The 14,438-nt window shown below is 62.7% G+C and carries 15 protein-coding genes and 1 pseudogene; 3 read left to right on the plus strand and 13 right to left on the minus strand.

Translation table 11 applies throughout. From position 1 onward, the window contains the following. Positions 1-19 precede the first annotated feature (19 nt). Entirely contained in the window at positions 20-2,131 is a 2,112-nt protein-coding gene (locus tag ACEN2S_RS21410) for a UPF0149 family protein (RefSeq protein ID WP_441870327.1), read from the plus strand. Positions 2,132-2,466: 335 nt separating this feature from the next. Here the strand turns inward: ACEN2S_RS21410 and ACEN2S_RS21415 are convergent, their stop codons facing one another. The 3 genes from ACEN2S_RS21415 to ACEN2S_RS21425 form a co-directional block, all read right to left on the minus strand. After that, complete coding sequence (locus tag ACEN2S_RS21415; protein ID WP_441870329.1) at positions 2,467-3,072, minus strand: mobile mystery protein B; 606 nt, start codon at positions 3,070-3,072, stop codon at positions 2,467-2,469. Then, complete coding sequence (locus ACEN2S_RS21420) at positions 3,069-3,530, minus strand: hypothetical protein (RefSeq protein ID WP_441870331.1); 462 nt, start codon at positions 3,528-3,530, stop codon at positions 3,069-3,071. The genes ACEN2S_RS21415 and ACEN2S_RS21420 overlap by 4 nt, the downstream gene beginning before the upstream one ends. Positions 3,531-3,794: 264 nt before the next feature. Beyond that, entirely contained in the window at positions 3,795-4,484 is a 690-nt protein-coding gene (locus ACEN2S_RS21425; RefSeq protein ID WP_441870333.1) for a helix-turn-helix transcriptional regulator, read from the minus strand. A gap of 72 nt (positions 4,485-4,556) precedes the next feature. On the opposite strand from ACEN2S_RS21425, the gene ACEN2S_RS21430 reads away from it, so the two are divergent. Continuing rightward, positions 4,557-5,006, plus strand: coding sequence for a hypothetical protein (locus ACEN2S_RS21430; RefSeq protein ID WP_441870335.1), 450 nt, complete (start codon positions 4,557-4,559; stop codon positions 5,004-5,006). A gap of 164 nt (positions 5,007-5,170) precedes the next feature. Here the strand turns inward: ACEN2S_RS21430 and ACEN2S_RS21435 are convergent, their stop codons facing one another. From ACEN2S_RS21435 to ACEN2S_RS21445, 3 genes and pseudogenes are all read right to left on the minus strand, one after another. Then, the gene (locus ACEN2S_RS21435; protein ID WP_441870337.1) at positions 5,171-5,374 is read right to left on the minus strand and encodes a hypothetical protein; all 204 of its coding nucleotides are present in this window, start codon (positions 5,372-5,374) and stop codon (positions 5,171-5,173) included. Positions 5,375-5,547: 173 nt separating this feature from the next. After that, positions 5,548-7,311: a hypothetical protein gene (locus tag ACEN2S_RS21440; protein WP_441870339.1), complete on the minus strand. Its 1,764-nt coding sequence runs from the start codon at positions 7,309-7,311 to the stop codon at positions 5,548-5,550. Positions 7,312-7,316: 5 nt separating this feature from the next. Then, positions 7,317-7,523, minus strand: a pseudogene (locus ACEN2S_RS21445) (chemotaxis protein CheB); the annotation flags it as partial. Positions 7,524-7,537: 14 nt separating this feature from the next. Here ACEN2S_RS21445 and ACEN2S_RS21450 point away from each other — a divergent pair. After that, positions 7,538-7,675, plus strand: a complete 138-nt coding sequence (locus tag ACEN2S_RS21450) for a hypothetical protein (protein ID WP_441870341.1) — start codon at positions 7,538-7,540, stop codon at positions 7,673-7,675. Here ACEN2S_RS21450 and ACEN2S_RS21455 read toward each other — a convergent pair. Genes ACEN2S_RS21455 through ACEN2S_RS21485 form a run of 7 tightly spaced genes read right to left on the minus strand, consistent with a single transcriptional unit; the run spans position 7,665 to position 13,893 of the window. Then, the gene (locus tag ACEN2S_RS21455; protein WP_441870343.1) at positions 7,665-8,573 is read right to left on the minus strand and encodes a CheR family methyltransferase; all 909 of its coding nucleotides are present in this window, start codon (positions 8,571-8,573) and stop codon (positions 7,665-7,667) included. The genes ACEN2S_RS21450 and ACEN2S_RS21455 overlap by 11 nt on opposite strands. Continuing rightward, positions 8,570-9,076 carry a chemotaxis protein CheW gene (locus ACEN2S_RS21460; RefSeq protein WP_441870345.1) on the minus strand — a complete coding sequence of 169 codons (507 nt, stop codon included), beginning with the start codon at positions 9,074-9,076 and terminating at the stop codon, positions 8,570-8,572. The genes ACEN2S_RS21455 and ACEN2S_RS21460 overlap by 4 nt, the downstream gene beginning before the upstream one ends. Then, a complete protein-coding gene (locus tag ACEN2S_RS21465) occupies positions 9,073-10,734 on the minus strand; it encodes a methyl-accepting chemotaxis protein (protein ID WP_441870347.1) in 1,662 nt (553 codons plus the stop codon). Before ACEN2S_RS21465 ends, ACEN2S_RS21460 begins: the two co-directional genes overlap by 4 nt. A gap of 3 nt (positions 10,735-10,737) precedes the next feature. After that, positions 10,738-11,208: a chemotaxis protein CheW gene (locus tag ACEN2S_RS21470; RefSeq protein ID WP_441870349.1), complete on the minus strand. Its 471-nt coding sequence runs from the start codon at positions 11,206-11,208 to the stop codon at positions 10,738-10,740. Continuing rightward, entirely contained in the window at positions 11,205-13,190 is a 1,986-nt protein-coding gene (locus ACEN2S_RS21475) for a chemotaxis protein CheA (protein WP_441870351.1), read from the minus strand. Before ACEN2S_RS21475 ends, ACEN2S_RS21470 begins: the two co-directional genes overlap by 4 nt. Continuing rightward, on the minus strand, positions 13,187-13,555 hold the full coding sequence (locus tag ACEN2S_RS21480; RefSeq protein ID WP_441860970.1) for a response regulator: 369 nt from the start codon (positions 13,553-13,555) through the stop codon (positions 13,187-13,189). The genes ACEN2S_RS21475 and ACEN2S_RS21480 overlap by 4 nt, the downstream gene beginning before the upstream one ends. An 11-nt stretch (positions 13,556-13,566) precedes the next feature. Further along, a complete protein-coding gene (locus ACEN2S_RS21485; RefSeq protein WP_441870353.1) occupies positions 13,567-13,893 on the minus strand; it encodes an STAS domain-containing protein in 327 nt (108 codons plus the stop codon). Between the last annotated feature and the right edge of the window lie 545 nt (positions 13,894-14,438).

A 14,438-nucleotide genomic window follows, 5' to 3' on the forward strand; every position in this document is an offset into this window, starting at 1 on the left:
GGAAGAAAAGGCAGGCGGGATGGTGACCAAGGGGCGGATTGATCAGGCGCTCGCGGCGCTTGCCAATGCAGGCGAGAACAATTTTGCTGCCCGGCGCGAGGTGCTCGACCTTATCGGCCCTGATCTGCTACATCGCCCCGCTCTCGGGGGGCAAATCATCGCCCGGCTATGTACAATATCCGTCGAAACCTCTGAGGCCGAAGATCTGTTCGAACTTCTCGACGCGGGTCTCGATGCTGCGCGAATGGCGCGTGAGAGTGACAAGGTGCGCGGACAGGCGTTTTTCGACACCGCCGAAGATGCTCTTATCCTGGCAAAGCGTCAGGGACGGATGACGGCACCACATAGCCTGCTCTTCGCACAGCTTTGGGCCAGGAATGGTCTCATCGGTCCGGTAGCGTTGGAAATACCACGGGACGAGGAGATCGCGCTGCAAGATGTGCGAGGAGATGGCCCGGCCAACGACAACTCAATCCTTGACGGGCTGCTCGCCGATTTTTCGCGTCAAGCCGGAGGCGACCCGCTGGCTCTGCATGCAGCTTTGACCGAAATCTTCCCGGCAATGCCCGTAGAAATGCGCGAGCAGATCGTCGCATATTCCGCCACCCGACGCGATCCGATGCACGCGGAAATGGCGTGTTTCTGGTTGCTTGATGCCGCGCCGAACCTCCGCCTTGCGGCGGCCGAGGGGCTTTCTGAACGGCTGGCCTGTGGCGAGCTCAGCGCCAGGACATTGGCAACGCTCGTGGTGTTGCGCAGCTGGATGCCACAAGACAGCGCAAGGCGGCAAGTCGACCACCTTCTGAAAGACGCGCTGCGCAGCGGTGTGGCGCAGGAGGCCGAGCCAGCGTCTTGGGTCATCAAGCAGATCAGCGCGTCCCTGCCCGATGGCGGTGGCGCCCAGAGCATTGGCATCGCCTTGCAATCGGGCAAGAAGCGCGCGATGGCGATGTTGCTCCTGAAACAAGGGCATGGCGTGAAAGATGCCTACACGCTCCCTTGCCGCGGGGCGAAAGATCAAACCGCACTCATCGCCCGCCTTACCGACGAAGTCGGTGCGCTGCCGGTGACCGCGGAATATCTCAAGCGCGCGCTCAGCACCGCTCTCGCGGATGGGCTGGCGCAGGACCACCCTCCCGCACCCGGCCTCATCGATATCATGCGGCACTGCGGCCTGACGGATCTGCGCCCCACACCCCAATCCACCCCGGAACTGATCGCAGGCCTCGAAACGGCAGCCGCTTTTGCACAGCTCTCGCCGATACAGCGCGGACGCCTGATCAATGCCAGCGAGCAATGGTGGGATCGATACCCCGTTCTGGAAAGTTGGTTCGAAGACAGTGACGCGGCGCAAGGCATTCTCGATCAGGCGCGCAGTCCACGCGTGGCGGAAGCGGCATTATGGAAATGGCTGGAGACCCGCCGCGACCGATGGGCCCTTATCTTCGCCCGCGCGGCCGATGTGCTCGAGACCGCCAGGGAACCGGATGCGGCCAGCTTCGCCGCCTGCGCGATGGCGCTGATTGAAGGGCGCGATCTGAAGAAAATACCGGTGATGCTCGACATCCACGATCAAACCATCGAAGCCTGGATCCGGGATGACCCCGAAATTGACCCTGCTGCGACGCTGGAGCAGCTTGTCGAAGACGCTCCAGAACCTGAGAAACAGGGCGAGTTCGCCCGGCTTTTGCGCGGCAGTGACCTCACCACCGACTGGGTCGACGGCTATTTGACCTCTATCGTCATCTCTCCGAAAATGATCCCGCCAAATGACTGGCTCGCCCCGGTTTTGCCTGCTGTCCTGTTGCACCTCGACCCGTCCAAATTCCAGCGGTTCATGGATATCCTTATGTTGCACGCACAACTTGCCTCGGATCAGTCCTGCGATAGCGCGGTGTTTCTGGCAGCGATGACGAAGCGCAAGCGAAAAGGGCAAACAGACTGGGGGGATGGCTTTTTGTTTGCATCGAAAAAGTTCCAGTCTTTCTGGCCAAAGAGCAAGCTGACGAAGGAAGATCGTCGATTGCTGGAGGTCACCACAGAAAGGTTAGACGCGACAACATTGCCAGAACTCGGTGTACTGCTGGCACATCGACAGGCCCGGAATCTGGCGCACCTTCGCAAGCCGTGAGTTGGGCTCGGGCATTGTTCCCGTGAGGTGCAGGGGCACTGCGGAAACACAATGAGCGAGGAGCGGCGTATCCGGGCTCAGTGCTCAGTGCTCAGTGCTCGGTGGTCGTGGTGGTCGCGGGTCCGCCCTTCAGGCCAGTTCTTTTCGTGCCCGCGGCTCACGCGAAAGTGGCAATCGACATGCAGATTTCTGAATGGATTCCCGCGACGACACCGAAGGTAAATAACTGCATCTCCGTCTTGCTCGAAGCGGACAGACGGCTCAACGCGACTTCCCGGTGTCATCTGCAATGAAATCTACCCGCGTCTTTCTTTCGCGGCCCGGTTGCCTGACGATTATCTTGCGAGCGACTTCACCAACGCCACTAAGGGATCGAAATCATATTGGTCTGCCGCCCTGAGGGCCGCAATGTAGGCCATGCGGTGGTCACTTTCGGCGTTGAGCGTCCCTCCGCCAGACCAGTCGAGGAAGACCTTCGGTTCAATTCTCGACAGATAGGCGTCGGCCATGATCCTTGCCCAACGGCCATTGCCATTTGCGAAGGGGTGGATCCAGACCAGCCGGTGATGCAGGCGCGCCGTGGCTTCCAGGGGGTCAAAGCTCTTGTGGTCGCGCCAATACCGGGCATCGTCGAGACAGGTGCGCAACTCGGTCGAGATGTGCCAGATCGGCACCCCGATGTTTTTGTCGGTAAGCCGATAGACGCCCGCCCAATCCCAGATTTCGCCAAAGAGGCGTTTGTGAATTTCCCGGACGGCGGCATCGGTCAGAAGGTCGAAACTCTTTGGGCGACGGTCTAGCCAGGTCAGACCCGCGATGATGTTCTCGCCTTCGAGTTCGTTCAGCTCGCCGCGAGTCGCGATGTGCTTTGCCTTGAGCCCAAGCAATTCGTCCGGTGTCAGTGGCGTCGCTCCGGCAGGTTCGTGAAGCTCGAGGGTCATTGCCAGAAATCCCGCCGCCCCTCGCGGATGATGTCCGCGGCCAGTTCCTCGACCATCTCAGCTTCGCTGCGCAAACCATCGGTCTGCTCTTCCAACGCCATGTGGGCTCGTGTGCGCTGAATGATCCGCCGCGCCTTGGAGCGCGCCTGAGCCAGAACGATATCTTCGACGGGGCCATCACGCGGGATGATCGCATAGACGAGGCGGCCACCCATGGCTTCGGCGATCTTCTCCAACTGGTTCACGGAGATGGTTCCAGCCTGTTCGGTCTTCATCGCGGCGTAGATGTTGTTGCGTGAGATCCCGAGGCGTTCAGCGAGGGCGGGAGCATTCATCCCGATTGCCTCCTGGAACGTAGCAATCCAGCCGCCGAACGGCTTCGCAACGGATTTAACCAAGGTTGCGGCTTGGTTGATCCTTTCTTGGGCTTGACGCTGCTTCGCGCGAGAGACGGACATTTGCCAACCTATGAAGTTGCATTAGCGGAGGTATTGCCATGCTAAGGTATGACAAATTTTCACAATCCGCAATGCTACAGGATTGCCATGCTTTTAATATTGCAACCGTTTGGCATTGCGAATTCAGCGCGTACGCCATTCTTAAGGTTGGCAAAACTCGCAGCTTCCGCCAGCATGCTCCCAAAGTTTCCGTTCATTGCCGCGCGCAGCAGAATGAGGATATGGCTGCCGCTGATGCGGGACAAAGCAGCCGCTCAGGGATGATCACAGGCTGGCGAGGTAATCCTGGAAGCGCTGCTTGGGGATTTGGCGAAACCTTGCGCCGGTTACGGCCGCGGCCTTGATGCGGTCCAGTCTGAAATTCCGGAAATCTTCTGCGATCTCGCACCACGCCGCCAGCAACCAGACCTCATCAAACTGCGGCAGCCCGAGGGGATGAACACAGCGTCTGCTTTCGCGCCCGTCGAGGCTGAAATAGACCAGATCCAGCACAGATCTTTTGCGAATGGCATGAGGCACCAATCCGCCCCAGCGTTCGGCAAGCAGATCTTCCTCGCGCTGCCGGGTGGCCACAAGGATATTAAGGTGCCGGAACTGCTCACTTGCTTCCCTGCCCAGTGCTGCCGCAACTTTTCCTGTCTCCCGTTCGGCCGCATCACCCAACCCACCGCCCTTCCGCGCGATCAGATGGCGCATGTCCAGCATAATTGCCTCCATTTCCTCGGCATCAAAGTGTAGCCGCGGCAGGAAGTAACCCTGCTCCAGCTGATAGCCGACGCCCGATTCCCCCCGGATCGGCGCACCGATCGACTGAAGGCTGGCGATGTCACGGTAGATCGTGCGCGACGAAACCGCGAAACGCGCGGCAAGTGCCTCGGCCGAGACGGCCGCCTTGCCGCACGCAATTGATCCAGAAGAGCAAAAAGGCGCAGTGTTTTCATAAGGCCAACTCATAGCATCACCCTGACATCTTCTGTCAGGGGCACGTTTTAACAGGGGGTGATAACACATCAAAAGGAACATCGCATGATCTATCCCCGACTGGAGATCGTCACTTATCAGGTCGGCTCAGTGCATGAGGCTGATGCCCGGTGTCAATCCGCCAGAGAGATTGCCGCGGGCTTTCCGGGGCTTTCTGGCTGGCTGCCGCTTGCCGATGCCGAAGCCGGTTTGCTCCGCGCGGATCTGGTGGTCTGGGCCACCCCGGAAGTTGCGGTCGACGCAGCCGGAAAAGTTGGAACCGGTGATGATTTTGCGCCGTTCCGGGAAACAATCACGGCCTTCGGCGCGATGGGGCATTTCGCGTTACCCGCCGGAAGTCTGCCGATGATGCAGGAGGGCGAAGGCATGGAGCTTGGCCGCTTTCGCCCGCGGCCCGGCGTGACCGAGGAAGTGCTTCGCGCCGCCCATACCCGGATGATCGAAACTCACCTGTCCCGGCAAACCGGCTGGCGCGGTCAGAGACTGTGCAGATAAGGCATATGTATGCACGAAACGGTGTTCTTCGAGCACACCCCTGTCAAGCCTGTTTTGTTGGCGGTCCCGCTTTGGGCGGATAAGCCTCTGTTATTCATGTGATTAAATTTGTGGATTGCGGAATCCCGTCGGGTCCCACCTGATGGAGCATCCAGAGCGAGCGCTCACCCGCGACGGCGTTCCAACACGGCTTCCGCCTCGCTGTGAAGGTAGATCTTGCCGTAATCGCCTCCGTTCGGGCTGAAGGGTCGAATGCCTTTTGCCTTCAGGAGTGCCGATGCGGTGTGCCAGTGAAGATCAAACTCTTCGAGAATCTTCGGCAGAGTCAGGTATCTCTCATGGAACCGGGCGATGTCCTCTTCGGACATGACGAACTGCGCGCGCTGCGTCCTTGGGTTTATAATCCGGGAACATGGCAGATGCCCCGCCTCGGCAAGCGCCGTAAACCGATTGCCATCCCGGATGACCATCGATCTGCCAAAGGCGGCGGCTGAGATTGTGATTGGCGCAGATGTCCTCCCCGCCGCCTTGGGCGGTGCGATCAGAAGAAGACATCATCCACGGCAGCATCGCCCGCAGCGGCAGGCGGTGCCGCGAAAGTCGCTCCGGCAGCCTGCGCAGGTTCCGGGGCCGCAAGCCCCAGCCGTGCCAGAAAATCGCTGTGACACCGCCGCTCTGCCGCCATCGTGTACAGCGACTGAACCTTTTGCAGCTCGCGCAGCCCGGCGGCAAGATGCTCGGGCGCGCAGGGCGCTGCGGCGTCCAGCACCTCGGCCAGCAGCAGCGCCGCCTGATCAACCTGCGCGGCATGGTCGGCCAGCGCGCCGGTGGTGGTATCCCACTGCCGGGCATTCTCAACCGTCGCGATGCTGCCAAAGGCCTCGGCCAGACGCGCCATCACCCGCTGCACATGATGCAGATCCCCGACCATCTGCGCCGCGGTTGCCTCCAGCCGGTCAAACGGCGTCTGCGCCGCCTCGGCCAGTTGCGCGGTGGCACTGCCTGCGGCCAGATCCATCCGCTTGAGGCTGGCATAGATCTTGTCAAAACGCCCCGAGATCGCGCCCGCCAGCTCGCGCAGCTGCACCGAAATTTCCTTGAGCGCATGGCCCTCGGTGCCCAGATTGGCGCAGGAAATCACCGCGTTGATGCCGATCATCCGCATCTGTTCCTCAACCGTGCGCATGCCCGCCACCACGCCCGACAAATGCGCGAGGCCTTGCGACAATTCGGCAGCCTGCCCGGCCAGACGCAGCCGCGCGCGGCGGCACTCTCCCATGCTGTGCTGCAGATCGCGGATCTTGCTCAACAGACCATTTTCGCGTTTGCAGGCCCGCACCGCCTCGCTCAGGCTGCTGTCGCGGCCCAGAAATCCCGCGATCTGCCCCCGCGCCTGCGTCAGACTGCCCCCGATCTGCGCCAGACCCTGCGCATGATCGGCGCGGCAATCCTCCAGCTGATCGCTGACCAGCATCAGCAGAACCGTTTGCGCGGCAGCTGCGGTCCCGGTCATGCTGCGCGACACGATCTCGAGGCTGTGCTCCAGACGCTGCCGGGTGGTGTCGCCGATCTGCAATCCGGCCGCCGCCGCCGACAGGGTGGCGCGCAGTTTTTGCGACGCGCCCGACAGATCGCGGCCCTCGCGGTGCATATTCTGGGTGACCGATTGCATCTCGATCAGATCGCCGCCCAGCCCCTGCACCACCGGCGGCAAAGACTGATCCAGCATGCGGTGCAAGACCTCGCCCACGCCGCGCGCCTGATCCGCCGTCGCCACCATGTCAACGACCGCCTCCTGCATCTCCCACAGGATATTGGCCGCTTTCGCCACCAGCTCCGAGGCGCTTTTGGTAAAGACTTCCAGCCCGGAATGCCGCCCGGTCAGCGCCGCGACCGTCACGCGGGCGTTCAGCGCCACGATGGTCATCGTGCGCACGATGCGCGCCATGTCACCGACCTCGGCCTGCAGCTGATGCGCGGTGGTGCCGAGTTCACCCACCCAGGTGATCCCCGTGGTCAGCGCGGTGGTCAGCTCGGACATCGCCAGATCCAGCGTGCCGACATTCTGCGCCAAAGTGCTGATTTGCCCCGCATCAACCAGATTGCCAAAATCCAGCAAGGGCTCTTCGATGCAATCGAATTGCGCCGTCAGATTGACCAGATCACGCCCCGCGTTCAGAAACACCAGCTCGGTGCGGCCATGCACATTCTGCAACTGCTGCGACAGCGCGCGCAGGTCCGGCCCGCCCGAATGCGGCGCGGCCCAGGCTGCGGAAAACTGTGTGCGGTGAAGCGGGTTATTCATAGGCTTCAGCTCCGATTCTGGGCATGTTGTTCCGCAAAGGCCATGATTTCCGCCGCCATGCGTGTCAGCGGCACCGACCGGTCGACGCCGCCATGATCCACCGCTTCGCGCGGCATGCCATAGACCACGCAACTCGCCTCATCCTGCGCGAGGGTCTGCGCCCCGGCGGCTTTCATCTCGGCCATGCAGCGCGGGCCATCATCGCCCATGCCCCGGATCCTCAGAGATGATCGAGGAAAAGGCCGCGCGGATCGAGGCGGAATCGTCCACGATCATCACCCGCAGCGGCGCGCTGCCTGTGGCGGCACCAGAGGGGCTTGTTGCAGAGGGCGCAACACGGGCAGCGGGCATCGTCAACTCCTGACAAAGACCGCCGGAGCGATCTGGGTGAAACGCGCATCGCGCACGACCATCGATTCCGAATGGCCGACAAAAAAGTGCCCACCGCGCACCAGATGATCCGCCATCGCCCCGATCACCTTTGTCTGGTCCTCGGGGCCGAAATAGATCAGCACGTTGCGCAGAAAAATCACGTCGAGATCCCGGTCTATCGGATAATTGGTTTCCATCAGATTGAGACGTTGAAACTGGGTGCGCCGCCGCAACTCCGGCACGATGCGCCAGCTGCCCGACTGCTCCCCCTCGCCACGCATCAAAAACTGCTCGCGCAGGGCGGGCGGCACCGGAGCGATGGTCTCGGTGCTGTAGACGGCAGTGCAGGCCTGACGCAAAACTTCGGTATTGATATCAGTACCTAAGACACCCCATCCAAAGCCCGGGGTTGCCTCTGCATAGAGCTGGCTGACCATGGCCATCGTATAGGCCTCGGCCCCGGTTGAGGCCGCTGCACTCCAGATTTTTGTCATGCCCCCCGAGGTCCGGCGCCGCTGATGGGCGGCGGGCAGAACGGTCTTGGCCAAAATCTCAAAATGACTGATTTCCCGAAAGAAGTCGGTCTTGTTGGTGGTGACCGCGTCAAAGATCACATCCCGCTCAGCCTCCAGCCCACCTTCGGCAAAAAGATGCTGAAAATAGTCCTGAACCGTCGCATAGCCGAGGTTGATCATCCGGCGGCGCAAGCGGCTTTCCACCATCAGCTGTTTGGTCGGCGGCAGTTTGACCCCGATCTCATCGCGCACCAGAGCGGCAAAGCGACCGTAAAGCGCGCGGGCATCGGCGCGCGCGCCCGTCGCCCTGGGCGCATGAGCGCCCTGCCCCTCCCGGTCAAAGGGGGGCGCGGCGAAGGGCTGCGCGGCGATCATGCGACCGACTTTTGCGGCAGACCGGCGGCCCGGCCCATGCCATCGGCCTGCGCCAGCGTCGCACCGTCAAACATCCGGTCCAGATCGAGCACGGTGACAAAATCGCCGTTACGGCGACCGATCCCGGCCACGAGACGTTCATCCCAGTTCAGCATCTTCGCCTCGGCCAGCGGGGCAATCACCCCGTCATCCAGCATGGTCACCTCGATCACCCGATCCGCCCGCAGGCCGATCACCGCCCGGCGCTCGGGCGTCTGCACCCAGAGGACCAGAATGCGCGAGCTGTCGATGTCGCCGATGACCTCACAGCCCAGCAGCGCCCGCAGATCGACCACCGCCACGCCATCCCCGCGCACGTCGATGACGCCGAGGAGATGCCGGGGGGCCTGCGGCAGACGTGCAATCCGCCGCTGATCCAGGATTTCCATCACGCGGGTGACCGGGACGGCGAAGAGATCTTCGCCAATCGCCAAAGTCACCACCTGCCCCAGACGCTCGGTCATGCTGCGCGGTCCTTGCCCCCGCGGGAGGAGCGGAAGAACTGCATGTCCAGCTCGTCTTCCGCATCGGCGATGTTGAAGTCAAACCCACCGCCGCGCGGCCCAGATTTCGCGGGTTTCTTGCGCGCCGCCGGTTTCGGGCTGGCGCTGCGGGCCAGGCTTTGGCCGCTGGTGCTGACGCGGAAGAAGCCGATGGCCGCCTGCAATTGCTCGGCCTGGCTGGCCAGCTCTTCCGCGGTCGAGGACATTTCCTCGGAAGCCGAGGTGTTTTCCTGCGTCACCTTGTCCAGCTGCTGGATCGCCATATTCACCTGCGCGGCCCCCGTGGCCTGCTCCTGGCTCGCGTTCGAGATTTCGGCCACCAGCTGCGAGGTGCGCTCGATATCGGGCACCAGACCATCGAGCATCGTGCCCGCGGCCTGCGCGGCGCGCACCGTGTTGCCCGACAAAGTCGAGATTTCGCCCGCCGCCGACTGGCTGCGTTCCGCCAGCTTGCGCACTTCCGAGGCGACGACGGCAAATCCCCGGCCATGTTCCCCGGCGCGGGCCGCTTCGACGGCGGCATTCAGCGCGAGAAGGTCGGTCTGGCGGGCGATTTCCTGCACCACCATGATCTTCTCGGCAATCGTCTGCATCGCCTCCACCGCGCGCGCCACGGCCTGACCGCTTTCACGGGCATCGGTGGCCGATTTGCGGGCCATTTTCTCGGTCTGGGCGGCATTCTCGGCGCTTTGACGGATGTTCGCCGCCATCTGTTCCATCGAGGCCGAGGCCTCTTCGGTCGAGCTGGCTTGCTCCGCCGCGCCCTGGCTCAGCTGTTCCGAGGTGGCCGACATTTCTTCCGACCCGGAGGCCACATTGCGGGCGGCGCTGGCGACATCGCCCACCACGTCGCGCAGTTTCTCGACCATGCCGTTCAGATCGCGCAAAAGATCGGTGACCTCATCATTGCCGCTGAGCTGCGCGGTTTCGGTCAGATCGCCGGAGGCCACGGTGCGCGAGAGGGAAATGGCGCGTTTCAGCCCGCGGGCGATCGACAGGATGATCCAGGCCGCCGCGATGGCGCCCAAAACCGAAGCGCCGATCACCAGAGAAATCAACAGCGTGCGGGCATTGGCATAGATGGTGTCGGTTTCCGCACTGGCCTGCGCCATGCTGTCGGTGTTGCGGGTGACGATGCTGTTCAGCGTCGCCTCAACTTCCAGCCATTTGGCGCGGCCTTCGCTTTGCAGGACAGAGACCGCACGCTGGAGTTGCGCGGCGTTGGCCAAAGACATCGCACGCTCTTCGATGGTGCGCAGTTCAGCCGTCTGGCGCTCATAGGTGGTCAGATCCGCCTGTCCGGCTTCGGTTGCGATGTCCTTCAGCGACGCGAGAATCTCGCCCACCTTTGCCTGCTGGGTTTCGATCCGCGCCTCCACCGTGTTGCGGTCTTCGATGTTTTCCAGCAGCAGGGCTTCGCGCACATCGCGCTGCAGCCGCAGCTGCATGCCCAGCAGATCCTGCGACAGTTTCACCCGGACGGCGTCGCCTTCCGCCAGTGCATTCACCGCGGTGTTCAGCATCCCGAGGTCCTTGATCGCGATGACCTGGCTGCCCGCCGACATCAGAATCAGCAGGGCAAAGGTGGCCACAAGTTTCAGTTTGATCGTCAGCCGCATGGCTCAGTTTCCTTCTTCAAGTGCCGTCGCGGCTGCGCCTTGCGCGGCACCGGACATGAAAATCTTTTCAAGGTCAGGCAGGGCGACGAATTCGCCATGCCATTTGCCAATGCCGAGCAGGAACTCGGGCGGCCAGCGCACCCCGACGCCGGGGATGGCATCAAGCTTTGACATGTCCATTTCGGTCACATCGAGGACCTTATCGGCAAGGATCGCCACCGTGCCGGTCCCGCTGGCCAGCGGCACATCAAGCACCAGCATCCGCGTGTCTTCGGTGGCGGCTTCGGGCTGCATGCCGAGTGCCACCCGCAGATCGGCCAGTGGCACCACCGCGCCGCGTACATTGATCAGGCCGGGCGCGAAGGGGCCCGCCTGCGGCACCCGGGTCACCGGCACCGGCTCCAGGATTTCGCGCAAACATTCGGCGGGCAGCGCCATCATCTCGCCGCCCAGTCTGAGGGTTACCACGTTCATGCCACGGCCCTTTCCGGGCGGCCAAAGACCGACCCCGCATGCCGGGCCCGCTCTTCGCGCGCGCGGCCATAATCCACCAGTTGCGAGACATCGAGGATCAGCGCGACACTGCCGTCCCCCAGAATGGTCGCGCCGGAAAAGCATTTCAGATGCGCGTGCAGCTGGCTGAGCTGCTTGATCACCGTCTGGCTGTTCGAGACGATCCGGTCGACGACCAGCCCCACCCGTGCGCCGCCCGAGGAGACGATCACCACCTTCTGGAACTCCGGCGCCGCGCCCGGCGTCTCGAACAGATCGCGCAGGCGGACAAAGGGCACCATCGCGCCGCGGATGTTCAGCAGGCTGGCAGAGCTGCCCGCCACCGCATGTTGCTCCGGCAGTTCGACGCATTCCTCAATCGCGGCCAGCGGCAGCGAGTAATGCTCGCCCCCCACCTCGATCAAGAGCCCGTCGATGATCGCCAGCGTGAGGGGCAGACGCAGGGTGACCGTGGTGCCATGCCCGGGCTCTGAGCTGAGTTCGATCTGCCCGCGCAGGCCGCTGATCGTGCGCTTGACCACATCCATGCCGACGCCGCGCCCCGAGAGTTCGGTCACGGTTTTGGCGGTGGAAAAGCCGGGCTCAAAGATCAGCCGCAGCAGATCACTTTCGGGCAGTTGCGCATCGGCGGCGATCAGCCCCCCCTCAATCGCGCGCGCCCGGATCCGCTCGGCATTCAGGCCGCGGCCATCATCGCGCACGCTGATCAGCACCTCGGCGCCCGAATAGGTCGCCGACAGCTCAATCGTCCCCGCTTCGGGTTTCCCGGCGGTTCTGCGGGCCTCTGTGGTTTCCAGCCCGTGGTCGATCGAATTGCGCAGGATATGCACCAAAGGATCGGCGAGCATTTCGATCACCGTCTTGTCGAGTTCCGTCTCGGCCCCCGTGGTCACGAAATTCACGGGCTTGCCCAGCGTCTCCGACAGATCGCGCATCAGGCGGCGGAAGCGCCCGAAGATCGAGCCGATCGGCACCATCCGGATCGACATTGTGGTGTCGCGCATCCCCGCCGCCAGCCGTTGAATATCCTCGGCCACCGCCAAAAGCGCCGGATCGCGGCGGCTGTAGGCCAGCGAGGACAGCCGCGCCTCGGCGATCACCAATTCGCCCACCCGGTCCATCAGCTCATCCAGCCGCTCGGTCGGGACGCGGATCGTGTTCCCCGCCGCCGCCGTGCCGGAGGCGGCCACCGAAGCCTCCGGGTCTTCGGCCGGGTCGGGTTGGCGCGTCACGGCAGCATCTGGCGCTTGCGCATCCTTTTGCGGGGCCAGCGGGGTGATGATCAGTTCCATATCGTCGCGCAGGAACAGAAAAACCTCACCCACCGCCGCTTCGGAAACCGCGCCGCGCAGGGTAACCTCCCAGCCCATCCAGCAATCTTGCGGGTCCAGCTGCGGCAGCGACGGCACGCGGTCGACCAGCGCACGGACCGGCACCTCGCCCGCGCCCTGATCGAGAGCGCGCAACTCCTCCAGCAAAAGCACCGGGTTACAGCCCAGCCGCATACAATCCACCGGCAGGTAGAACCGCAGATGCAGCCCTTCCACGACCGGCTCAGCCGCGGCAGGGTTTTGCCCCAGCGCCGCCGCCAGCTCCGCCAGAAGGCCATCACTGGCCGCCCGCGCCGAGACCGGATCCGCGATCAGCGCGGTGATCTGGTCGCAGGCGCGCAACGCCACCGCGATCAGCGCCGGGGTCGCCTGCACCTCGCCCTGCCGCAGCCGGTCAAAAGCGGTCTCGAAATCATGCACGAAACGCGCCAGATCGGTAAAGCCGAACATCGCGCCCGAGCCTTTGACCGTATGCATGTCGCGGAAAATCGCGTTGATCAGCTCGGCACTCTGCGGGGTCTGTTCGAGGTCCAGAAGGCCCCGTTCCAGCGCCGCGACCAGTTCGGCGGCCTCTTGCCGAAACAGATCCGTGCTTTCATCCACCGCACTCATGCGCCGACCATCTTGCGCACCACGGCCAGAAGCTGTGCCTGATCAAAGGGCTTGACCATCCAGCCGGTGGCACCCGCCGCCTTGGCCTGCGCCTTCAGTTCGGCATGGGATTCCGTCGACAAGAACACGATCGGCACGCCCAGCGCCGCCCGCGTCTCGCGATAGCGGCGGATAAAGCCGATGCCGTCCAGACGCGGCATGTTCTGATCGGTCAGGATCGCATCCACCGGGCCTTCGCTGGCTTTGAGCAGCGCATCCTCGCCATCCACCGCCTCAATCACGCGGTAGCCCGCCCCGGTCAGGGTCAGGCGCACCATCTGCCGGACCGAGGGGGAATCATCCACTGCCAGAATCGTTTTCGTCATTGGGGAATTCCTTATTGCGGAGAGGAGAGGCCGACCCAGTGGTCGTTTGCCAAAACAGCGGTGGGCTGCGGTCCGGCCAGCAGTCCATGCTGATCCAGCATCGCGTGCAGGACAGAGCCGGGAGGGCTTTCGATGTGCAGGTCAATCTTGTGCAGCCGGGCCTGATGCAGCGTGGCCACCAGCAATTGCAGGCCGCTCAGATCACAGCGGGTCAGATCGGCGGTGCGCAGAACCAGCGCGGTATTTCGGGACAGAAGATCCTGAAACTCTGCGGCTTGGGCGGTGACCTCGGCAATCGTCAGGGCGCCACGCAGCGCGTAGGAAAAGGCTGAACTCATCAAAATCAGTACCACCTGCAGAATGGCCAGCAAAACCTGCTATGACCCGTGCGGCCAGAGATACCTGTGAGTGGCTAAAGTTTTCCTAATTCAAAATGTCTATTTCAAATAAAGGTTTATGAGGGGTTAAGCAGGAAAGGCGCGCCCGCCCCCTCGCCCGCAGCCAGAGATCAGGGCGCCTTTGGACGCGCAAGAAGGCGGTAGGGCGGCGAGGGCTGCGCCGGACCCTGCGCCAAAGCCGGGGCAACATGCTGGCTTGCGGTGCCCCGGATATGTGATTCAGTTGATGATTGATGCCTTGACTAACTGCAAGCTTGCTGGGCGGAAGAAGGCCACGCGTAGGATTGCTCATTGGCTTGTTAGAAAAAATATAGGCTGCCCGATGGCTTCACCCCATTTGATGTCGATGACTATTTGAACACCTTCGACCCGGAGATCCTCTTCGGTTCAGTCGAAGACATACACTAACTGAGCTGCTGCCGGTTTCGTGGACACGAAGATAAGATCGTGACCAAGGAACTGGAGTGTGGATATGACGAGACGGA

The organism is Phaeovulum sp. W22_SRMD_FR3, assembly GCF_052113705.1.
Classification (GTDB): Bacteria; Pseudomonadota; Alphaproteobacteria; order Rhodobacterales; family Rhodobacteraceae; genus JBGQOG01.

Coding starts and splice junctions, on each gene's coding strand:
- ACEN2S_RS21450 (WP_441870341.1), top strand. CDS start 7,538: ATGATCGAGGAAAAGGCCGCGCGGATCGAGGCGGAATCGTCCACGATC.
- ACEN2S_RS21465 (WP_441870347.1), bottom strand. CDS start 10,734: ATGCGGCTGACGATCAAACTGAAACTTGTGGCCACCTTTGCCCTGCTG.
- ACEN2S_RS21470 (WP_441870349.1), bottom strand. CDS start 11,208: ATGAACGTGGTAACCCTCAGACTGGGCGGCGAGATGATGGCGCTGCCC.
- ACEN2S_RS21475 (WP_441870351.1), bottom strand. CDS start 13,190: ATGAGTGCGGTGGATGAAAGCACGGATCTGTTTCGGCAAGAGGCCGCC.
- ACEN2S_RS21460 (WP_441870345.1), bottom strand. CDS start 9,076: ATGACCGAGCGTCTGGGGCAGGTGGTGACTTTGGCGATTGGCGAAGAT.
- ACEN2S_RS21435 (WP_441870337.1), bottom strand. CDS start 5,374: ATGTCCGAAGAGGACATCGCCCGGTTCCATGAGAGATACCTGACTCTG.
- ACEN2S_RS21485 (WP_441870353.1), bottom strand. CDS start 13,893: ATGAGTTCAGCCTTTTCCTACGCGCTGCGTGGCGCCCTGACGATTGCC.
- ACEN2S_RS21415 (WP_441870329.1), bottom strand. CDS start 3,072: ATGACCCTCGAGCTTCACGAACCTGCCGGAGCGACGCCACTGACACCG.
- ACEN2S_RS21440 (WP_441870339.1), bottom strand. CDS start 7,311: ATGAATAACCCGCTTCACCGCACACAGTTTTCCGCAGCCTGGGCCGCG.
- ACEN2S_RS21455 (WP_441870343.1), bottom strand. CDS start 8,573: ATGATCGCCGCGCAGCCCTTCGCCGCGCCCCCCTTTGACCGGGAGGGG.
- ACEN2S_RS21425 (WP_441870333.1), bottom strand. CDS start 4,484: ATGAGTTGGCCTTATGAAAACACTGCGCCTTTTTGCTCTTCTGGATCA.
- ACEN2S_RS21420 (WP_441870331.1), bottom strand. CDS start 3,530: ATGTCCGTCTCTCGCGCGAAGCAGCGTCAAGCCCAAGAAAGGATCAAC.
- ACEN2S_RS21410 (WP_441870327.1), top strand. CDS start 20: ATGGTGACCAAGGGGCGGATTGATCAGGCGCTCGCGGCGCTTGCCAAT.
- ACEN2S_RS21430 (WP_441870335.1), top strand. CDS start 4,557: ATGATCTATCCCCGACTGGAGATCGTCACTTATCAGGTCGGCTCAGTG.
- ACEN2S_RS21480 (WP_441860970.1), bottom strand. CDS start 13,555: ATGACGAAAACGATTCTGGCAGTGGATGATTCCCCCTCGGTCCGGCAG.